A 16,992-nucleotide genomic window follows, 5' to 3' on the forward strand; every position below is an offset into this window, starting at 1 on the left:
TTCATATTTTAGGCAAAGTTGCTGATTACAAAACTTTTCATCATTGTTACGCTCATTTTGGGACTACGAGCATCTCTGTAGATAGCTAAAAGCAGAAACAGAAACAATTAGCAAAATCACGAGGTTTTGAGATGCAAGCAATTAATCAACATATTTCTGAATTTACTAAGAAGCCTATTTCTCCAAAGCCTTTGACTTCTTTATTGTTAGGGTTTTCGCTCTTTCTGCTTACTGGTATATGTGGGGGCAGAGCTACAGCCGAAACCTTAGTCACTGGATTGACCGATGAGTTAACTAATGACAAAACCTGTGAGGGGACAGGTGGAACTATTGCCTATGCAGAAACCAAGGACTACTCCTTGTATATTTGTGCTGACATTAAGAATCCTTCACAGCCAAAACATTATCGCAGTGTGAATAAAAATGGTACTCCGGGGATAAAACTTACTGCTAAGACCTATAACCCAAATCAAGGTACTTACTTTGAGTTTCACAATGGTGATTATGTCTATATGCTGCAAATTCCCTCCGAGACGATTAAAAAGCCTGTGCTAATGGTTGAGTTTCCTGATGGTTCGGGATATGAGCAGCAAATAACCCGTTTTTTAATGCGTAGTGAGTCGCGATCGCCTGTTTCTGTCAGTAAATAACAAGGCGGCACTGAGTACTGCCTTGTTATTTAAAATATGCTAGTATATATAGCCTATTGGGGAATTAGCTCAGTTGGTAGAGTGCTGCGATCGCACCGCAGAGGTCAGGGGTTCGAGCCTCCTATTCTCCATTTTTTCCCAACTATTTATAGTTAGTTATCCAAGCGTAGATTCAGATGATTAGTGTAAACACAATCATGCTTACAGTTAATCTATCCAATTAAAGTCAATTGATCGTATAGAGCTTGGTTTTGTTCGTCAGTGCCAACAGTAATTCGCAATTTATCAGCCAGTCCTGCTTGATTGAAATAGCGCACTAAAATACCAGATTCTTTGAGCTTTAAATAAATCTCTTCAGCATTGCCCTTGGGAGGAGTAGCGAGGACAAAATTACCGTAAGACCTTGGGACTGTATAGCCAATATTCTTTAGATCGTGGATGAGACGAGATCGCGAAGTTTTAACTTTATTGGCATTAGCATTTTTATATTCTTGATCTCGCATTGCAGCAGTACCCACAGCGATCGCAACAGCATCAATGTTATAGCTATCTTTAACCTTAAATAGCCCTGACAAGAGCTTGGGATTAGCAATACCAAAGCCTAAGCGCAAACCTGCCAAGGAATAGCCCTTCGATAAAGTGCGTAATACGATCACATTGTCAAATTCCTGCACCAAGGGCAAAGCTGAATATTCAGCAAAATCCACATAGGCTTCATCGATCGCCACAATACCTGAGACTTGTTGCGCCAATTTGCGTAAATCTTCGAGAGATACAGAGTGACCTGATGGACTATTGGGCGAAGCAATAAAAGTTACAGCACCATTGGCGGCGACGAGTTGCTCAATGGGTAATTCAAAATTTTCCCCATAAGGGACTTCTACGGTCTCCGATGGTTGCATTGCTGCTAGGGTGCGGTAAAGCACGTAAGTTGGCATCGGATAAACCACCTTGCGATCGCGTCCTTCAGCACAAGCCCTGATCAAAATATTTAAAACATCATCGCTGCCATTGCCAACAATTACCCAATCCTTAGGCACACCAATAGCTTCACTCACCGCTTGACAAAATTCATGAGCAAAGGGATCGGGATAGCGTCGTAAAGAGTCACTATCAATAGTTTGCAAAGCAGCGATCGCTTTGGGTGAAGGGGGATAGGGATTTTCGTTAGTATTCAGTTTAATAACTTTGATCCCCGACTTGGGTTGTTCCCCAGGAACATAGCCAGTCATTGCATCAATAGCAGGGCGGAAGTAGCTCATAGCAAGAAGGTGAAAACTTAAGTCAGGTCTACCATTGTATCGCAATTGCCATAACGCTTATCACGCTTTGCCCCCATCGAAAAGTAATAAGTAGCTAGGCGTAAATCATTTGTAGATTTTTGGGTTTGTGGAAGCACACCCCTTCGGGGTGTGCTTCCACAAACCATTTTAGGATTTCTATATTCAGAATTATGTGGCGCGGTTTCACCGCGCCACATAATTCTGAAAACCCTTATGGCTTGTCTCGAAAAATTGGCAAGACCTCGTTACAAAAGGCTTCCGTTGCCTTGGAGCGATAACGATTTGGATTCCGAATTTGTAAGAGCATTCGCTTGATGACCACCCCATCAATCCTCATTTGCTTTAAAGCCCCCATTTGCAACTCTTTTTCGATCGCAGTTACCGACAAAAATGCTGCTCCCAACCCTGCCTGCACCGCATTTTTAATCGCCTCAATCGAATTTAGCTCCATCGCGATCTCTAACTGTCTTGGATCTACCCCACTATCCAATAAGACGCGATCAATTGCCTTACGAATGGTTGATTGTGAATCAAGGGTAATAAATTGCATCTTGTATAGCTCATCAATAGGCAAGGCTTCCACCTGTGCCAACGCATGAGAAGTTGGTAGAATTAGCGCTAGCTCATCTTCAGCGTAGGGTGTAATCTCTAAAGAATCCAGCAAATCCGCAGGAATTTCACCTCCAATAATTGCCAAGTCTACCTGTCCATTCGCAACACTCCATGCCGTTCGCCTTGTAGAATGAACATGGAGTTGCACCGAGACTTCAGGGTATTTCTTACGAAATAAGCCAATCATCTGCGGCATTAGATAGGTTCCAGTCGTCTGACTAGCACCTATAATGAGAGTCCCACCATTGAGATTTTGTAAATCATCAATGGCGCGGCAAGTTTCCTGACAAAGGCTTAAAATGCGATCGCCATAGGAAAGTAGCAACTGTCCTGCCTCCGTCAACTGTGCTCTTCGGCCCCCGCGATCGAACAAAGGTACATCTAGCTGTCGTTCTAGATGTTGGACTTGCAAGCTAACGGCGGGTTGGGATACATAAAGGCTATCGGCGGCGCGTTTAAAGCTACCTTCAGCAGCGATCGCCTTGAGAATGCGTAATTGGTCTAGGGTGAACGGTATGTCGATCATAGAAGCAGCGTGAGAAAAGATGAGTCGGGAGGTTATTCAAGATTTTTTGAATTTGGCAGGAGTTGTGGGAATTGCTCTCACAAACCGCCGTATGCGCCCATATTTCTACGGATTAGACTCCGTATTAGATAGGACAAAGCAAGCATTAGGTCAAGGAGTGCTGCAAGTTGTCGAAAACGTACCAGAAGGATTTGAGTCTTTTGAGTTTCACTTCACTGGTCATGTTGTGTTTATTTATAAGCTGACTCATGGGCTAGTGTTACTAGTACTTACAGATAGCGCTCTAGAATTAGTTGACTATAGACGGGGTATCACCAAAATCAAGTATTTGATCGAGACAGATACATACAACACAGTTGCATACTTTAAGCTTCTATTGGGTTCAGTGACCCAGCATTCTTTGCCCAATACGGACTGGGATGCCAATAGCGCCAAAGCAACAGCTCCAGTAACAGATCAATCCAAAAACCGCAGTTTCACTAATCCTATTGCAAATCCTCAGCCAGAAAAATTTGCGAATTTATCTAGTAATTCAGCGCCTAATCCTAGAAACTCAAGTCGGCAACAAACCAATACAATATCCAATTCAACTTCAAGCACAAATGCACAAGCTCAGGCAAATGTAATTAAGCCGAGCATAACTAAGCCCCAAACACCTCCTACTCCGTCTGTATCATTACCAAATAACGCAACTGCTACCAACAACCATACAAAAGCTACTGATAACCATACTAAGCAAGTATCAGCGAAAACTGACACACAAGAGTATAAGTTAGATGAACTTTTATCAGCCTTAAACAAACTCAGTCACTTCACTACCCAATATCTAGGCAAGGTGGTTGTGACCAATTATTGGAAATCAAGTCGTCCAGAGTCAACTTGGCTTAAGGAATTTGAAGTCGATCGCAATGGACAAATATCCCATCCAAAACAAAATGCGATCGCCTGTACCCCCGAACAGATTGCTCAGATTCAGGAATGGGTGCAGGCCTATATCAAACGATGCAAACAAGTAATTCGTAACTTTGATCAAATGTTGGAGCAAGACTGTTTAGACAGTCGCCAAAAAGCAATACTGCTATAAGTATCTGGTCGGCTTTGAGAGAGGGTTGGCGTAGTCAACCCTCTCTCAAAGCCCAAAAGTAAAAGCCTTGCTACGCAAGGCTTTTACTTTTGGGCTTATAAAATTTGCAATCTTAACTCGAACTGACGTTACTTAGGATTCCTGTTGGTTATTTAGAGAACAAAATATTTAGCAAACCTAAAAAACAAACTTAACTCTGCTTAACAATTCTAAGCAATTTGGCGGTAAGTACTCTACGTATACACCTCAAATGGGTTAAACTAAATTTTATTATTAAGGGGAACCATCGCAGAGGCAAGCTAAAAAATGGCTAAGCGTGTAAGAATTGAGCCTATTGCTCAGACAGCAGATATTGCAACAAATGGTGCATTGCTATCTGGATTAATGGGGGACGAGTTAAATATTTTAAAAGAATGCGGTGGACGTGGCATGTGTGCGACCTGTCACGTTTATATCCAAGAGGGTATGTCTTCACTTAGCCCGATGGGTAAACGCGAGCAACGTACTTTAGAAGTTATTACTACCTGTAAACCGAACTCACGACTTGCTTGCCAAGCAAAGGTCATGGGTGAAGGAATTGTCGTTGAACTGCCTGTGGGTATGTATGTTCAATCGATTCAAGACATTGAAGCGCTGATTGGACGACGCTGTGAAAAACCATTACTTAGTCCGATCACAGGTCAGACTCTGGTGGAAGTTGGACAGCTAATTACAAGATCTGTTGTACGTCAATTAGAAAATACTAACTTTAGTGTTGGCGAACAATTGGCAAACACTAAACGTGCTGATATTTTTGAGTAAAAATAGTCGCAGCGCTTAAGCAATTTCCCAAACTTCCCCCCATTAGCTACTACTTAAGCTACTAAAATTTTTTGGATTAGGAGTATTAAATTATGACTGTTGCTGTAGATCGTCCCAATAGTGCTGCATCCAAACATAAAAGAAAAAATAATCATTACAGTTTGCAAGACTTCTTTCAGCCTAATCTGGAAAAAGGCATCATTGAGGATTGGAATGGACTCAGAAATATTTTCACGAGTGAAGATTTTATCATTGGGCTTCAAGAAGGATTAGAAGATGAGGTGGGCGATGCCTCAGCAGCAGTTATGTACTCGATTGGCTGTGAATGGGGCTTGCAAGATGCACTATTTTTTACAAAATGGTTTGAAAAGGATTTTGGTCGCAGCATTCGCCAAACAAATCTACCTTTCTTGTTAGAAACATGGTGGTGGCCCTTCACCTCTCAGGGCTGGGGACGATGGCAAGTAGATATGAGCGATCGCAAGCAGGGATTCATGTTTATTAGTGTATTTGACTCCGCCGTAGCCCGTAGCCTTGGTGATGTCGGTAAACCTGTCTGCCACTTGTATGCAGGTTTGTTTTCAGGATTTTTTACGCATCTAGTCAACAAAGAACTAGAGTGCATTGAGATTCAATGCTATTCGATGGGTGAAAACTATTGCAAATTCCTCCTTGGTGGTAAAAACCGCATTGATGCTGCATCATTCTGGCTCAATGAAGGTGCTACCACTCGTGACATCGAAGGTCGTTTACGCAATGGAGAATTCCTCAAATGAGCACTTCAGATTGGCGCTTACAACCATTACGCAGTTTTTGGCAGGGTGTAAATTGGGAAAATCAAGCGATCGCTCCAGTGGTTGTCAATGCTCCTAATGGCAGCTATCCGACCTTGAGCTTCTTAATGCCTGTACGACAATATTTCCGAGCGATCGCTTGGAATGGTGTGCCTGAAATTGCGGCAACAGTCAATCAACCTGAAGCTAACAACGCTATTGATGAGAATAGCGAAACCCTTGAAAATTTTCTGGACGATATTTCCAAATTCTTTTAAAAATGAAGATTGGGAAAATCAAGGCAATTTAAGGCAGTTAATTTAGATAAATAGTGACAAACTAATGGCAAGCTAAACAGTTCAAATGTATAAGTTGAAATACTTGCCAATAGTCACTATCTAGATAGGGCTTAACATCTACCTATAGCTACTTTGTTGAAGAAACTAAAATCTCAATAATTCTCATTGTAAGAAATATGATTCCGAAGATTCAAGAACTAATTAACCAAGCGCAGGATCGGTATCTTGCATCGGATGAGCTGGGACTCATGGAAAGCTATGTGAGTTCATTACCCGATCGCCTCAAGCTCTATAAACTCATCCGCGATCGCGAAATTGATATTTTGCAAAGCGTTGCCGATCAAGTACCATCGGAACTACCTAACGTAACCGTAGAAGATCTAGAACTAGGTATTAAAAATCTTGTCCTCGTTCTGCGATACAGCTCAATGGCGATGTTGTTGAATGATGAAAACTTTTTAAAGGAAAGGCTGCTCAGTTGGTTGGAAGGAATTATGTCCATGCGAGATCTCCGTCGGCTCAACGATACTCTCTATAAATTACTAAATCAAACATTGAGACAACAGTTCAGCCCCTCACAACTTGCTTTACTTCAACCTTTGATTACTGCTGCCCAAGTCACACTAATTTACTAGGAGACTAACTATGATTTCTGTTGCCGATCTCATCAAAGAAAATCGCATACCTGCTAACTTTTTTGACTATAACGCCTATGTCAAAGGTGATCTAGAAATAGGTATCCTAGAAAACCGTCGTGGCGATCGCCTATTAGCAGTTCCTGACACCTTAATTGCTTCATTATATTCAGGGCTAGCGAAAGAAACAGGACAAGCATCTAGACTAGTTCTATTTAATTGCGGTAAATGGTGGGGTAAGAATTTTTATACAAGGTTTACTGAATCCCTTGAAGAATACTACTGTCAGACATTAGCTGAAATGGATATGATCACCTTCATTCAAAGTTTAAAAGAATGTTGGAAAACTCACGGGTGGGGAATCTTTGAGTTCGATCCTCAATATCAGGCTCAAGGATTCATTTTTGTTAAAACCTACAATTCTCCCTATGTCCGTAAAATTGAAGGAAATAAGTTGCCAACAGGATATTTAGAAGCAGGTATTCTTACTTCATTCTTTAGCCGTTTAACAGGTCGCGAACTATTGGCAGTCCAAACAACCTGTGAATCTCTAGGGGCTAGCAACAATACCTACATCATTGGTTTACCTGAAAGACTCCAAATTGTTGACTCTTTCCTTTCCGACGGGTTAGATCACGAGACAATCCTACAAAAGCTTCTTAAATAAATTAATCAAATGGATATGGCGTTGCGAAGCAACGCCATATCCACTGGAAACTGCCTAAGTCAAACAAAAAGCCGCCTCAGGCGGTTTTTTGTTTATTTATTGTTAGACTGCTGAGGAGTTTGCTTTTGAGACTTCCAAGCCTCTCGTAAATAGCCAAAGTTTTTCTTGAATTCTTCGCCGCCCCACCAGCTACCAACACGACCTTCATCCCAAGAAGCCGAAATAGCGCCGTAGCTTAGACCGACTACTCCCAATCCTAAAAACAACATACTTAGCAGCACTACTACCGAAGTTGGTAGCTCAAATATGTGTTTGCTCACAACAATGTAGCTCACAACAAAAGTAGTAAGACCTAGACTTGTCGGGATACCACAGAATAAAGCTGCCCGTCTAACGATACGACGATTGACTTCATCAGGGATTCCTAAAGGATCATTTCGTTTAGGGGACGGTTTTGTACTTGTGTTGTTACTTATGTTGGGTTTCGAGCCACTTATATTTTTAGTAACAGGTGCAATAGGTGGCTTTTTAGTTTCCTTGCCTTTTGCTTTCTTACTACGATTATTTGGCTCGAAAGGGATACGTTCAGTTGGCTTGCTCACTTGATGTTCCTCACTAGCGCTAAAGAAGTTGTAATAGTATTCATGCAATTCATACGAAACACAAATACTATTTAAAAACTAGCCTCTTACACCCAAGCTTTGGATGAGTTGTTTGTAATGAGCGCGATCTTGGCTACGAACATAAGCTAGTAAACGCTTACGTTGACCAATGATCTTGAGCAAACTGCGGCGAGATGAGAAATCTTTAGGATGTAGCTTAAGGTGAGTGGTCAATTGGTTTACACGCTCGGTGAGCAATGCAACCTGAACATCAGATGAACCAGTATCGGTAGGATGCTTTTGGTATTCAGCGAAAATTTCGAGCTTGCGTTCTTGCAAAAGTGCCATGATAAAAACTTGAACGTGTTTTGAGGTGGACGTGACTAAACCCGACAATCAACGCACTTAGGAGTTAGAGAGCGAGTTCCCAACCTCACGATTGGGCTTTCCTAGTTATTCCCATCTCTGGGTTTGCGCCACTTATCGAGAGCAATGTGTTTGCTAACTCGACAGATCGACTGCATAGGCGGTTTCCGTTTCTCAGTAGTCTCTGAGTAGGATGTATGGAGATCGCCAATTCTTTAAAGATATTAGCTTTCAGACAGACTAGCTTAACATGTTGACCACATATTTTTGTACGCTATTAAAAAATAAAGCGGTGCAAAGCACCGCTTTATTTTTTAATGGGCAGAACCATTGCCGTGATATTTATCGGTGTCGTAAAAGCCGTTACGAGTGCCGAAAAATAGACAGCTAATGGTAAAGACAATAGTTAGGACAGGCAAAATAACTTTGAGATCGAGCATGGTTTCAATATCTGAAAGAATGATGACCTATATATTTTAGTCTGAACCCAAGAAGTAGAAAGTAGCTTATAGGTGCTTTCTTAACAATTACAGGTTTTTGCTCTATCTTGACACCCAGATAAATTGCCAAAAAGATTGCTTCGCAATCTTTTTGGCAATTTATCTGGGTTATAAAAAAAGGAGAGTGCATTGCACTCTCCTTTTTTTAATTGTTTAAATCTGTATTATCAGCGGCGCTATCTGCATTAGGACGATAGCTTTGCTCAAAGGCATAGCGCACAATCTGGGAACGATTTTCCAAATTCAGCTTAGTCATGATGCTGCTGAGGTGAGTTTGGACTGTGCGTGGACTAATTTGCAGACGTTTACCAATTTCTTTGTTAGTAAAGCCTTGGACTACTTGCCAGAACACGCGCTCTTCAGAAGGCGTAAGTGTAGTGCGGGAAACAGGAGCAGTGGGCTGATGGAATAACCGCATATGCTCACTAGGTGTGCGGTGAGGCTCACGTTTGTGAGGTGAGAAGAAATCAATATCAGTTTTGCCAATGGTCATGCGATCGCCGCTCTTTAGCAAAATTGGGAAGGTAATTCTCTGTCCACGCATGAATGAGCCATTACGACTACCAAAATCTACTAGATAAAAGCTACCTGACTCATTGTTAGTATTGCGAGGTTTAGCTTCGCTCCTCATCGACGAGTCAAAACCATCATTTTTGGACGCTCCAACGATCTGCAATGTGGCGTGATAGCGCGATACCCATTTATCTGTTAATACAATTGAGTTATCATAGCCCCTCCCAATTGTCCAAAAATCTGCGTTGATAAGTGGGATCATCTGTTGCCCCTCATCTGCATGAACGATCAGATAGGGGTGTGGGTGTAGAAGAGTCACTGAACTGTTAGACAACTTTGTTGTGTGCATCTCAATCAATTGCCAATATAACCTATTTATATATTGTGAGACGTGTTTAATAAATTTTGAGTTCCTTTTTCAGATTCATGGCTTTTGCTGACATATTCTGTCACTTGCTGAAACTGAATTTAGATTAGGCAAAATCTACTAATATTCTACCCTTTTTATCGCAATTAGATAACATCGGGATCGCTAGCAGGTTGGAGGTATAAAGACTTATTAGTCTCTATTTGGTCTCTGTGATAGGTAGATCAACGATCGCCACTTCGATAGGATTACTATATACTCCTCATAGAATTAAAAATTGTTATAAATAAAACCAGTCAAAAAATCACTAAAAACAAATCAAGTTGAAAAAATTTAACCTGTTGCACTTTTTTCTCTACATTACAAATCTTAAAAATTCTATGGGTTCTTGTTAAAAAACAATGATTTGGATTGCGATCGCCATACAGTTAACACTTAGTGCAGGATTGCTATGGGCAGCATGGCAGGTCTGGATGTTAAAAAAAGCACTCACTGCTACAGTCAAAACTGTAGATGGTTGGACAGAAGCTTGCCAAAATGGGTTGCAGGTATCTTCGCCAAGTCTTGAGATTGCCCGTGGTGGCGTAGGATCTTTGCGGGAGCAGTATCAGAAGCTGCAAATGCAGTTGGAAAGAATTCGGAAGTTATTGTCTGTGCTTGGACGTGGTGTATCCTTTTTAGGGAGTCGTTGGCAAAAGTCTAGCAAAGGTTCGTCAAACTCCTTAAACAACAAATCAAGTAATAGGTCGTCAGGCAGCAGATCGTCAGGGAGTAAGCATAATGTCAAACGGCGCAGGTAAATTTTTTGGTGGAGTAATCGTGGGTACTGTAATCGGTGCGGCAGTAGGTATTTTATTTGCACCCCGCTCAGGTAAAGAAACTCGTCAGGTTCTAAAGCGATCAGCTAAAGACCTACCCAAACTAGCTGAGGAAGTCAGTGCTAATGTGCAATATCAAGCCGATCGCTTGACTGTGCAGGCTCAACGTACTATTGATGAGGCTCTGATAAGATTGCAAGAGGCGATCGCGACTGGGCAGGAGGCTAGCCGCAAACTCCAAGATGAATTAATTCTCTCGATGGCAAATACATCTAATAACTCATCCATCGAAATAGACGATATTCCAGTTGAAGATGAAGATTAGACAATTAAAGAGCAAGTACTTAGTCAAGCACTTATAAGAAATTATGTCAGAAGCTATCTTCCTACTAGGTTTATCATTTTTATTAGTGGTCGTTTGCCTGACAATTCTTCTGCTCACGGCAATTCCTACATTCCAAGAGTTAGGGAAAGCTGCTAATAGCGTAGTTCGCTTAGCTGATACCTTGACTAGAGAACTACCTGCCACCCTTGAAGCCATTCGTATGACTGGTTTAGAGCTAAGTGAGCTAAGTGATGAACTAAATCAAGGTGCAAAAAGTGCAGGTGAGGCAGTTAAGCAGGTTAATGATGGGATCAAAGGTGTACGCCAGAGTGCATCTAGTGCCACGATCGCTACTAAGAGTGCATTTGCTGGTATTAAGGCTGGTTTAAAATCTTTGGGTCGTCCGCGTCGTCAAAGGCGCTCAGATCCCTATCAAGAAAAAATCCGCAGCAATAATCAATCGATTCGTGATTTAGAAAGCTTTAGCGATGATGAAGATGATGCTTCTAATCAAGGAAGATTAATTACACCCGATGACATCCGTTCTGAGGGGTTTATGGGTGATTTAAATTCAGAAGATTAAAAAAATGAGGGCGTTACGCCCTCATTTTTTTAATGAAATCATTGGTTGCAGCGATCGCAGATACCGCTGACGGTCACTTCATAATTATCAACTTTTAGTCCTGACCGAATTTGCTGGAAGCCTAGTCCTTCAAAGGCATTCCACGCAATATCTTCGATTTCACCACAGCATTTGCATCGGAAGTGGTGATGTGGCTCCACATTGGCATCATAGCGACATACGCCTTGTTCTAATAAGACTTCGCGGACGAGTCCTGCATCTCGCAAAGTTTGCAACGACAGATAAACCGTTGCCTGTGATGAGGTGGGGGCATTTTGGTTGAGATCGTTCAAAATTTGCTCAGCAGTAGGGTGATCTTGGCGATCGAGTAAGTTTGCATAAACGGCAAAGCGTTGTGGCGTGACCCGCAACCCCTTAGATTTCAAAATTTGTACTACCCGATCCGCTTGCTTTTGCATATAAACCTCCTCCTGAGTTTCGCGAAATCCTCTAACTAAGCTCCTACTGACTCAACTTGTCATCTTGAAACTTAGGAAAATTTAGCGATCAATCTTCAAAAATGTCCCAAATAATAGCAATTTAAAATTGATTCAAAAAATAGCTACTCTTGTAATTACTTGTCTAGGTAATATATCACCTCTATCTAGGAATCACAAATTTATTAATATTTTTCAAATAATTAACTAATTATGGCTATTGACTAATTTCTAAATAAGAATTATTCTTAGTTTGTTCAGATAAAGCATTAACTTTAGAGAAAAATATGGCAGTTATCGAAACCGTACCAAGCGTTGTATTTAAGACTCGTGTACGTGATGAGTCCGTAGGTGGGCCTAATCCTTATCGTTGGGAAGACAAAACCACTGGAGATCTTTTTGCTGGTAAAAAAGTAGTAGTTTTCTCTCTCCCTGGTGCATTTACTCCTACCTGCTCCTCCAACCACTTACCTCGCTATGAAGAGCTTTATGATGAATTCAAAGCGCTAGGTGTTGATGCAGTTATTTGTGTATCTGTTAACGATGCTTTCGTAATGTTCAAGTGGGGCAAAGAAATCGGAGCTAAGAATGTATTCTTGCTACCCGATGGTGCTGGCGAATTTACCCGCAAGATGGGTATGTTGGTTGACAAGTCCAACATTGGTTTCGGTCTTCGCTCTTGGCGCTATTCCATGTTCGTAAACGATAGCAAGATTGAGAAGATCTTCGTTGAGCCTGGTTTCTCTGATAACTGCCCAACCGATCCTTTTGAAGTCTCTGACGCTGACACCATGTTGGCTTACTTGAAGGGTGCTGCACCTGCTGGTGTTTCTGCTCCTCGCTTAGCATTTGAAGGTTAAATTAAAGTGTGCGAAGCACACTTTAATTTAACAACACAAGAGAAGTGTGCGTTGCACACTTCTCTATCGTTGATGTAATTTAAAAATGGGGTGGCTATGAAACTCTCTAGCAAAAATCTAAACGAGCGCCTTGATACTGTCTACGATGCGATCGTGGTTGGTGGTGGCATGGGTGGACTATCGGCGGCAATCTATTTGGCTCGCTATGGTCTGAAGTGCCTAATTGTCGAAAAAGGCAAGGGGCGATCGCTATGGATGCAAGATTTACGTAATTATGTCGGACTTGACCCCACCACCCCAGGGCGCGACATTTTAAATCATGGTACAAAGACGGCTGTGGATTGGGGAGCCGATCATTTGCGTGGCTATGTCGAAGAAGTCGTCGATGAAGGCGAAACCTTTGCCGTGAAAGTAAAAGTTGGCAAAACTAACAGTATTTATCCTATATTTCGTAGCAAGTATTTAATTGCCGCTTCAGGAATTATCGACAATTTGCCCCAATTAGAAGATATGCAAAATGTCTATGATTATGCAGGCTATACGCTTCATGTCTGCATGATCTGCGATGGTTTTGATATGTGGGATCAGAAAGCTGTGTTAATCGCGAATACAGAAGGACAAATTGGTGCTGCCTTTGTCTTAAACTGGTTCACTCCCTATATTTCTGTCTTGACTCACGGATTATGTGAAGTTAGCGATAAAACAAAACAGAAGCTTGCAGAGCATGGCTATCCCTTGTACGAAGCCCCGATCGCTAAATTCCACGGTGAAAATCATCAACTCAGTGGTGTAGAACTTACCGACGGCACAATTGTGGAAGCAACCACTGGCTTAGTGGGTATGGGTTCGATTTACCACAATCAATACCTCAAGGGCATTGAAGGGTTGGAATATGATGGGCAGAATCTTGTGACTAATGATATGTGCAAGACTAGCCACGATCGCATTTTTGCCCTTGGCGATTTGAAGAGAGGCTTGAATCAAGTTTCGATCGCTGTAGCGGATGGAACTTTAGCCGCAACTCAAATTTGGCGAAATATCCGCCGTGCTAGTCCTCCTCGCAAATGGGAAGAAAATATCAAAGTTCCTGCTACTTTGACCTAATGGAATGCGGCGCAAAGCGCCGCATTCCATTTTTTAATTAATTTGTTCTGAACTCACTTGGTCGTTTGCTTCTTCATCAAGATCGATAATCTGTCCATTAAAGAATTCTGCCATATTCCTCACAATCCTCTCTTCTTCCGATAAAACAGCAAATCCTCTGGGTTGTGTCGGCGCAGGAGGTTCGGGTTGATTTGTAGATGAGTTTATCGACGGCATTGGTGGAGCGATCGCTGTAGCAGGCTGAATGACTGGATTGGGGGATGGTACTTGTGAATTTTGGCTTGGTGGGGGAGGTGAGATCGCTGGCGAGTGGGGTAAAGGTGCAGGAACTTGTACCTGTGTTTGTTCTGATGGAGAAGGAGATGCAATAAACTTAAACATCACCTTAATTGGGCGTTTCAGCAATTGAGAGCAAGCATTTTCTAGCTCAGGACGCTTTTGAACAGCAATATTTTTAGTGGTTTCATCACGCTTACCGCCTAAACCGATTTTGACGCTATTGGTATCAACTTCTAAGAAGCGAGCTTCCATTTGCACAAAGATTGCTCTCGTTGGTGATGGCAACATTGGCAAAAGGTTTTGCCATAGTTGATCAAGGTCATATCCCACTGAAGCAAAATCATTTAGATCGTCATTTCGAGAAGAAATTGGAGCTTCGACATTTGGCAAAGAGATAGAAGCAGGGATAGATGTTTCAGGGCTATTTTTTGTAACAGGCTGTTCAATAGGAAGATGGGAAATCGTCTCTGGAGCAACAGATGGTAAATCTTGTTTTGGGTTGGATGATGCCTGTGGAATGGGATTCTGTTTAGTCAGTTGAGAGATAGGTTGTGGGCTAATATTGCGTGGAGGAGTAGCCTGAGATGTAAATGTGTTTGATGATTGCGGATGAGATAGCGCGATCGCGCCTTGTGCAGAAGGTAATAAACCCATCAAGGTCACTTCTAACCACAAACGTGGTTGGGTGGAGTTACGAATTTGTAATTCTGCCGATCGCAAATGCTGCTGACCAAGCAAGATATTGGGAGTTGGCAAGGTCTGAGCTAGCTGTACTAGGCGTTCCCAGCCTGAACTGGTCATTGCTACGAGATCACTGCGATCGCTGGCGGTTTTCGCAATTAATAAATCCCGATACACATTCGCCAAGTTCTGCAACACGATCAAGGGTTCACGTCCCCGATCCATAATCCGCCGCACATAGTCAATTAATTGCGTGGAATGATCTGTGGCGATCGCTTCAATTAATGACAGCAAATCCTGTTCTGGTACAGAGCCAACTAAATCCCAAACTGCCTCAACCGTAATCTCTCCATCTAATAAACTCAACTGGTCAAGTAGAGATTCGGCATCACGTAGTCCTCCCTGTGCAATTTGGGCAACGAGAGTGAGGGCTTCAATATGAATATTAATGTTCTCATTGGCGGCGATCTTCCCTAAATGCTTGACCATCGAATCAAGGGGAATTCGCCGAAAGTCAAAACGCTGACAACGCGAAATAATTGTCGGTAATACGCGCTGCGGGTCGGTTGTAGCAAGTATAAAGGTAACGCGATCGGGGGGTTCTTCTAAGGTTTTCAGTAATGCATTAAATGCTGCTGTGCTCAACATATGACAGTTATGAACTAGCAGCCCATTAGCGACAAAGTTATGATTGTCTTCTACTTCAATGTCATAAACTGGCTCATCACCAACGACTGTTACAGATTCTACCCTCTCCAAATTTGTACTCCATTGAGGGGATAGAGTATTGCTGTAGATCTGACAGCCATTTTCTACTGGCATTTGCCCCCATGCAAATGTAGTTATAGGTTTTAGTTCCTCTTGTGTAGGACTGAACTTTAGCTGCATATCCGATTGACTGCAACCAAGATTCAATAAGTTGATTTTCTTCCCAAGAATATCCTTCTGTAGATAAGTGAATGGTTGGACTTCCCTCTGGGGTGAGCATAAGCGCTCCATCATCCATATACCACCATGCCAAACCTTCAGGAGTAATTTGCTCAAGCCATTCCATAGAAACGTTTTTGGTAGTTCCTGTGGACTTAACCACATCAAATACGGTATTGAGTTGGGGATGGCACATGGTGCTGCTACAGACTGAGATATCCCCATAGCCATCATTCTTGGCAATACGGAAATTTGGGCGTAATTCTGACAATCTACTAATTTTGTATTCCAGCCACTCTTTTTGTTTATAACCGTGTGTCCAAGCAATTCTTGGGAATCGACTATGCTTATTTGGGTAGGTAATGGCAGCATCTCCCAATAATGTGCCATAGATGAGTCCCAGTATTTCAACGGAGATTGTTCCTGCTGCTGCACGATAATTGTCTGTGCGGCGTTCCCAGATTCCGTGACTTTTTTTGTAGGGATGTCGCTTCCAGTAGGACAAGATGCTCTGTAATCCTCTACCTTTTTGAAGTAAGAATTGAGGGACTTCAAGCCTTTCCCCGCATCCACAGGCGCAGGGGACAATATGTTCATCCCAACTTTGATATTGCTTGCTGCTGTCCATCCTGATTCTGTTCTAATTAAATGATTACCTGTACATTGAAGCGATCGCTGATTGGTTTTAATAATTAACGTAGGTTTTACGCCACGATCTAGCCAACGTAAAACCTTTTTGTATTCCCATGTTGACAAAAACTCGTTATAGCTAAGTACCTGCTTCCCCAACAGATCTTGATTGTCAATACGCATTAAACCTGTATCGGTCTGGACAAGGGTATCGCCCGTCAAACATTCGTCAATAATATAAACCTTAAACCGAGCCTTAACTGGCGCAAATTGGGCGCGTTCGATTAATTCGCGAATATTATCGACACCCGTATTACTTGCTGCGTCGATTTCGGTAATATCTAGGGCGTTGCCATTTGCAATACTATGGCATAGCTCACACTTGCCGCAGGGATGAGGAGTAGGACTATCAGAGCTTAGGCAATTGAGCGACTTTGCCATGATCCGCGCACTCGATGTTTTGCCAGTCCCCCTTGCGCCTGTAAATAAGTATGCAGGAGCGATGCGCTTAGTATTTAAGGCATTGGTTAGGGTATGCGCGATCGCTTCTTGTCCGACGAGGTCGGCAAAGATCTGCGGGCGATATTTGTGGTGGAGTGGCTCATAGCCCATAGGAACACGGGGATGCTCA

20 protein-coding genes and 1 tRNA gene are annotated in these 16,992 nt (G+C 42.3%); 13 read left to right on the forward strand and 8 right to left on the reverse strand.

Annotated features, from left to right (window positions below; genetic code table 11):
• Window positions 1–131: 131 nt before the first annotated feature.
• Both HC246_RS21815 and HC246_RS21820 read left to right on the forward strand, forming a co-directional pair.
• Window positions 132–650: a hypothetical protein gene (locus tag HC246_RS21815; RefSeq protein ID WP_169365529.1), complete on the forward strand. Its 519-nt coding sequence runs from the start codon at window positions 132–134 to the stop codon at window positions 648–650.
• Window positions 651–708: 58 nt separating this feature from the next.
• Window positions 709–781, forward strand: a tRNA-Ala gene (locus HC246_RS21820).
• A gap of 81 nt (window positions 782–862) precedes the next feature.
• On the opposite strand, the gene hisC is transcribed toward HC246_RS21820, so the two are convergent.
• Window positions 863–1,912: a histidinol-phosphate transaminase gene (hisC, locus tag HC246_RS21825; RefSeq protein ID WP_169365530.1), complete on the reverse strand. Its 1,050-nt coding sequence runs from the start codon at window positions 1,910–1,912 to the stop codon at window positions 863–865.
• A 232-nt stretch (window positions 1,913–2,144) separates the two neighbouring features.
• Window positions 2,145–3,071, reverse strand: coding sequence for a LysR family transcriptional regulator (locus HC246_RS21830; RefSeq protein ID WP_169365531.1), 927 nt, complete (start codon window positions 3,069–3,071; stop codon window positions 2,145–2,147).
• A gap of 19 nt (window positions 3,072–3,090) precedes the next feature.
• Between HC246_RS21830 and HC246_RS21835 the strand changes: the two genes are divergently transcribed.
• The 6 genes from HC246_RS21835 to HC246_RS21860 all read left to right on the forward strand — a co-directional run bounded on the left by HC246_RS21835 (window position 3,091) and on the right by HC246_RS21860 (window position 7,330).
• On the forward strand, window positions 3,091–4,155 hold the full coding sequence (locus tag HC246_RS21835) for a hypothetical protein (protein WP_169365532.1): 1,065 nt from the start codon (window positions 3,091–3,093) through the stop codon (window positions 4,153–4,155).
• Window positions 4,156–4,461: 306 nt separating this feature from the next.
• Window positions 4,462–4,956, forward strand: a complete 495-nt coding sequence (locus HC246_RS21840) for a 2Fe-2S iron-sulfur cluster-binding protein (RefSeq protein ID WP_169365533.1) — start codon at window positions 4,462–4,464, stop codon at window positions 4,954–4,956.
• Between the two features lie 92 nt (window positions 4,957–5,048).
• On the forward strand, window positions 5,049–5,732 hold the full coding sequence (locus HC246_RS21845; protein WP_169365534.1) for a V4R domain-containing protein: 684 nt from the start codon (window positions 5,049–5,051) through the stop codon (window positions 5,730–5,732).
• On the forward strand, window positions 5,729–6,007 hold the full coding sequence (locus tag HC246_RS21850; protein WP_169365535.1) for a hypothetical protein: 279 nt from the start codon (window positions 5,729–5,731) through the stop codon (window positions 6,005–6,007). Before HC246_RS21845 ends, HC246_RS21850 begins: the two co-directional genes overlap by 4 nt.
• A gap of 197 nt (window positions 6,008–6,204) precedes the next feature.
• Window positions 6,205–6,663, forward strand: coding sequence for a globin family protein (locus HC246_RS21855; protein ID WP_169365536.1), 459 nt, complete (start codon window positions 6,205–6,207; stop codon window positions 6,661–6,663).
• Between the two features lie 10 nt (window positions 6,664–6,673).
• Window positions 6,674–7,330 (forward strand): V4R domain-containing protein, encoded by a 657-nt coding sequence (locus HC246_RS21860; protein ID WP_169365537.1) that lies wholly within the window; start codon window positions 6,674–6,676, stop codon window positions 7,328–7,330.
• A 92-nt stretch (window positions 7,331–7,422) separates the two neighbouring features.
• On the opposite strand, the gene HC246_RS21865 is transcribed toward HC246_RS21860, so the two are convergent.
• The 4 genes from HC246_RS21865 to HC246_RS21875 form a co-directional block, all read right to left on the reverse strand.
• Window positions 7,423–7,932 (reverse strand): PAM68 family protein, encoded by a 510-nt coding sequence (locus HC246_RS21865; protein WP_169365538.1) that lies wholly within the window; start codon window positions 7,930–7,932, stop codon window positions 7,423–7,425.
• A 78-nt stretch (window positions 7,933–8,010) separates the two neighbouring features.
• Window positions 8,011–8,280: a 30S ribosomal protein S15 gene (gene rpsO / locus HC246_RS21870; protein ID WP_169365539.1), complete on the reverse strand. Its 270-nt coding sequence runs from the start codon at window positions 8,278–8,280 to the stop codon at window positions 8,011–8,013.
• Between the two features lie 332 nt (window positions 8,281–8,612).
• The gene (locus HC246_RS26560) at window positions 8,613–8,738 is read right to left on the reverse strand and encodes a hypothetical protein (RefSeq protein ID WP_263972134.1); all 126 of its coding nucleotides are present in this window, start codon (window positions 8,736–8,738) and stop codon (window positions 8,613–8,615) included.
• 205 nt (window positions 8,739–8,943) lie between these two features.
• Window positions 8,944–9,660 (reverse strand): LuxR C-terminal-related transcriptional regulator, encoded by a 717-nt coding sequence (locus HC246_RS21875; RefSeq protein WP_169365540.1) that lies wholly within the window; start codon window positions 9,658–9,660, stop codon window positions 8,944–8,946.
• 419 nt (window positions 9,661–10,079) lie between these two features.
• On the opposite strand from HC246_RS21875, the gene HC246_RS21880 reads away from it, so the two are divergent.
• From HC246_RS21880 to HC246_RS21890, 3 genes are read left to right on the forward strand one after another with little or no spacing between them, the layout of a single operon-like run.
• Window positions 10,080–10,478, forward strand: coding sequence for a hypothetical protein (locus HC246_RS21880; protein ID WP_169365541.1), 399 nt, complete (start codon window positions 10,080–10,082; stop codon window positions 10,476–10,478).
• On the forward strand, window positions 10,459–10,821 hold the full coding sequence (locus HC246_RS21885) for a YtxH domain-containing protein (protein WP_169365542.1): 363 nt from the start codon (window positions 10,459–10,461) through the stop codon (window positions 10,819–10,821). Before HC246_RS21880 ends, HC246_RS21885 begins: the two co-directional genes overlap by 20 nt.
• A gap of 43 nt (window positions 10,822–10,864) precedes the next feature.
• Complete coding sequence (locus tag HC246_RS21890; protein ID WP_169365543.1) at window positions 10,865–11,404, forward strand: DUF948 domain-containing protein; 540 nt, start codon at window positions 10,865–10,867, stop codon at window positions 11,402–11,404.
• A gap of 38 nt (window positions 11,405–11,442) precedes the next feature.
• On the opposite strand, the gene HC246_RS21895 is transcribed toward HC246_RS21890, so the two are convergent.
• Window positions 11,443–11,862, reverse strand: a complete 420-nt coding sequence (locus HC246_RS21895) for a Fur family transcriptional regulator (RefSeq protein WP_169365544.1) — start codon at window positions 11,860–11,862, stop codon at window positions 11,443–11,445.
• Between the two features lie 305 nt (window positions 11,863–12,167).
• Between HC246_RS21895 and HC246_RS21900 the strand changes: the two genes are divergently transcribed.
• Complete coding sequence (locus tag HC246_RS21900) at window positions 12,168–12,740, forward strand: peroxiredoxin (protein WP_169365545.1); 573 nt, start codon at window positions 12,168–12,170, stop codon at window positions 12,738–12,740.
• 96 nt (window positions 12,741–12,836) lie between these two features.
• On the forward strand, window positions 12,837–13,844 hold the full coding sequence (locus tag HC246_RS21905) for an NAD(P)/FAD-dependent oxidoreductase (protein WP_169365546.1): 1,008 nt from the start codon (window positions 12,837–12,839) through the stop codon (window positions 13,842–13,844).
• A gap of 33 nt (window positions 13,845–13,877) precedes the next feature.
• Here HC246_RS21905 and dnaX read toward each other — a convergent pair whose 3' ends face one another.
• Complete coding sequence (gene dnaX / locus HC246_RS26085; protein WP_169365547.1) at window positions 13,878–16,973, reverse strand: DNA polymerase III subunit gamma/tau; 3,096 nt, start codon at window positions 16,971–16,973, stop codon at window positions 13,878–13,880.
• Between the last annotated feature and the right edge of the window lie 19 nt (window positions 16,974–16,992).

Origin of the sequence: Pseudanabaena yagii GIHE-NHR1 (assembly GCF_012863495.1) — a bacterium.
Lineage (GTDB): Bacteria > Cyanobacteriota > Cyanobacteriia > Pseudanabaenales > Pseudanabaenaceae > Pseudanabaena > Pseudanabaena yagii.

What these genes read in the sequence shown, in the direction of transcription:
- HC246_RS21815 (WP_169365529.1), top strand. Translation starts at nt 132, where the DNA reads ATGCAAGCAATTAATCAACATATTTCTGAATTTACTAAGAAGCCTATT.
- hisC (WP_169365530.1), bottom strand. Translation starts at nt 1,912, where the DNA reads ATGAGCTACTTCCGCCCTGCTATTGATGCAATGACTGGCTATGTTCCT.
- HC246_RS21830 (WP_169365531.1), bottom strand. Translation starts at nt 3,071, where the DNA reads ATGATCGACATACCGTTCACCCTAGACCAATTACGCATTCTCAAGGCG.
- HC246_RS21835 (WP_169365532.1), top strand. Translation starts at nt 3,091, where the DNA reads ATGAGTCGGGAGGTTATTCAAGATTTTTTGAATTTGGCAGGAGTTGTG.
- HC246_RS21840 (WP_169365533.1), top strand. Translation starts at nt 4,462, where the DNA reads ATGGCTAAGCGTGTAAGAATTGAGCCTATTGCTCAGACAGCAGATATT.
- HC246_RS21845 (WP_169365534.1), top strand. Translation starts at nt 5,049, where the DNA reads ATGACTGTTGCTGTAGATCGTCCCAATAGTGCTGCATCCAAACATAAA.
- HC246_RS21850 (WP_169365535.1), top strand. Translation starts at nt 5,729, where the DNA reads ATGAGCACTTCAGATTGGCGCTTACAACCATTACGCAGTTTTTGGCAG.
- HC246_RS21855 (WP_169365536.1), top strand. Translation starts at nt 6,205, where the DNA reads ATGATTCCGAAGATTCAAGAACTAATTAACCAAGCGCAGGATCGGTAT.
- HC246_RS21860 (WP_169365537.1), top strand. Translation starts at nt 6,674, where the DNA reads ATGATTTCTGTTGCCGATCTCATCAAAGAAAATCGCATACCTGCTAAC.
- rpsO (WP_169365539.1), bottom strand. Translation starts at nt 8,280, where the DNA reads ATGGCACTTTTGCAAGAACGCAAGCTCGAAATTTTCGCTGAATACCAA.
- HC246_RS26560 (WP_263972134.1), bottom strand. Translation starts at nt 8,738, where the DNA reads ATGCTCGATCTCAAAGTTATTTTGCCTGTCCTAACTATTGTCTTTACC.
- HC246_RS21875 (WP_169365540.1), bottom strand. Translation starts at nt 9,660, where the DNA reads ATGCACACAACAAAGTTGTCTAACAGTTCAGTGACTCTTCTACACCCA.
- HC246_RS21880 (WP_169365541.1), top strand. Translation starts at nt 10,080, where the DNA reads ATGATTTGGATTGCGATCGCCATACAGTTAACACTTAGTGCAGGATTG.
- HC246_RS21885 (WP_169365542.1), top strand. Translation starts at nt 10,459, where the DNA reads ATGTCAAACGGCGCAGGTAAATTTTTTGGTGGAGTAATCGTGGGTACT.
- HC246_RS21890 (WP_169365543.1), top strand. Translation starts at nt 10,865, where the DNA reads ATGTCAGAAGCTATCTTCCTACTAGGTTTATCATTTTTATTAGTGGTC.
- HC246_RS21895 (WP_169365544.1), bottom strand. Translation starts at nt 11,862, where the DNA reads ATGCAAAAGCAAGCGGATCGGGTAGTACAAATTTTGAAATCTAAGGGG.
- HC246_RS21900 (WP_169365545.1), top strand. Translation starts at nt 12,168, where the DNA reads ATGGCAGTTATCGAAACCGTACCAAGCGTTGTATTTAAGACTCGTGTA.
- HC246_RS21905 (WP_169365546.1), top strand. Translation starts at nt 12,837, where the DNA reads ATGAAACTCTCTAGCAAAAATCTAAACGAGCGCCTTGATACTGTCTAC.
- dnaX (WP_169365547.1), bottom strand. Translation starts at nt 16,973, where the DNA reads ATGGGCTATGAGCCACTCCACCACAAATATCGCCCGCAGATCTTTGCC.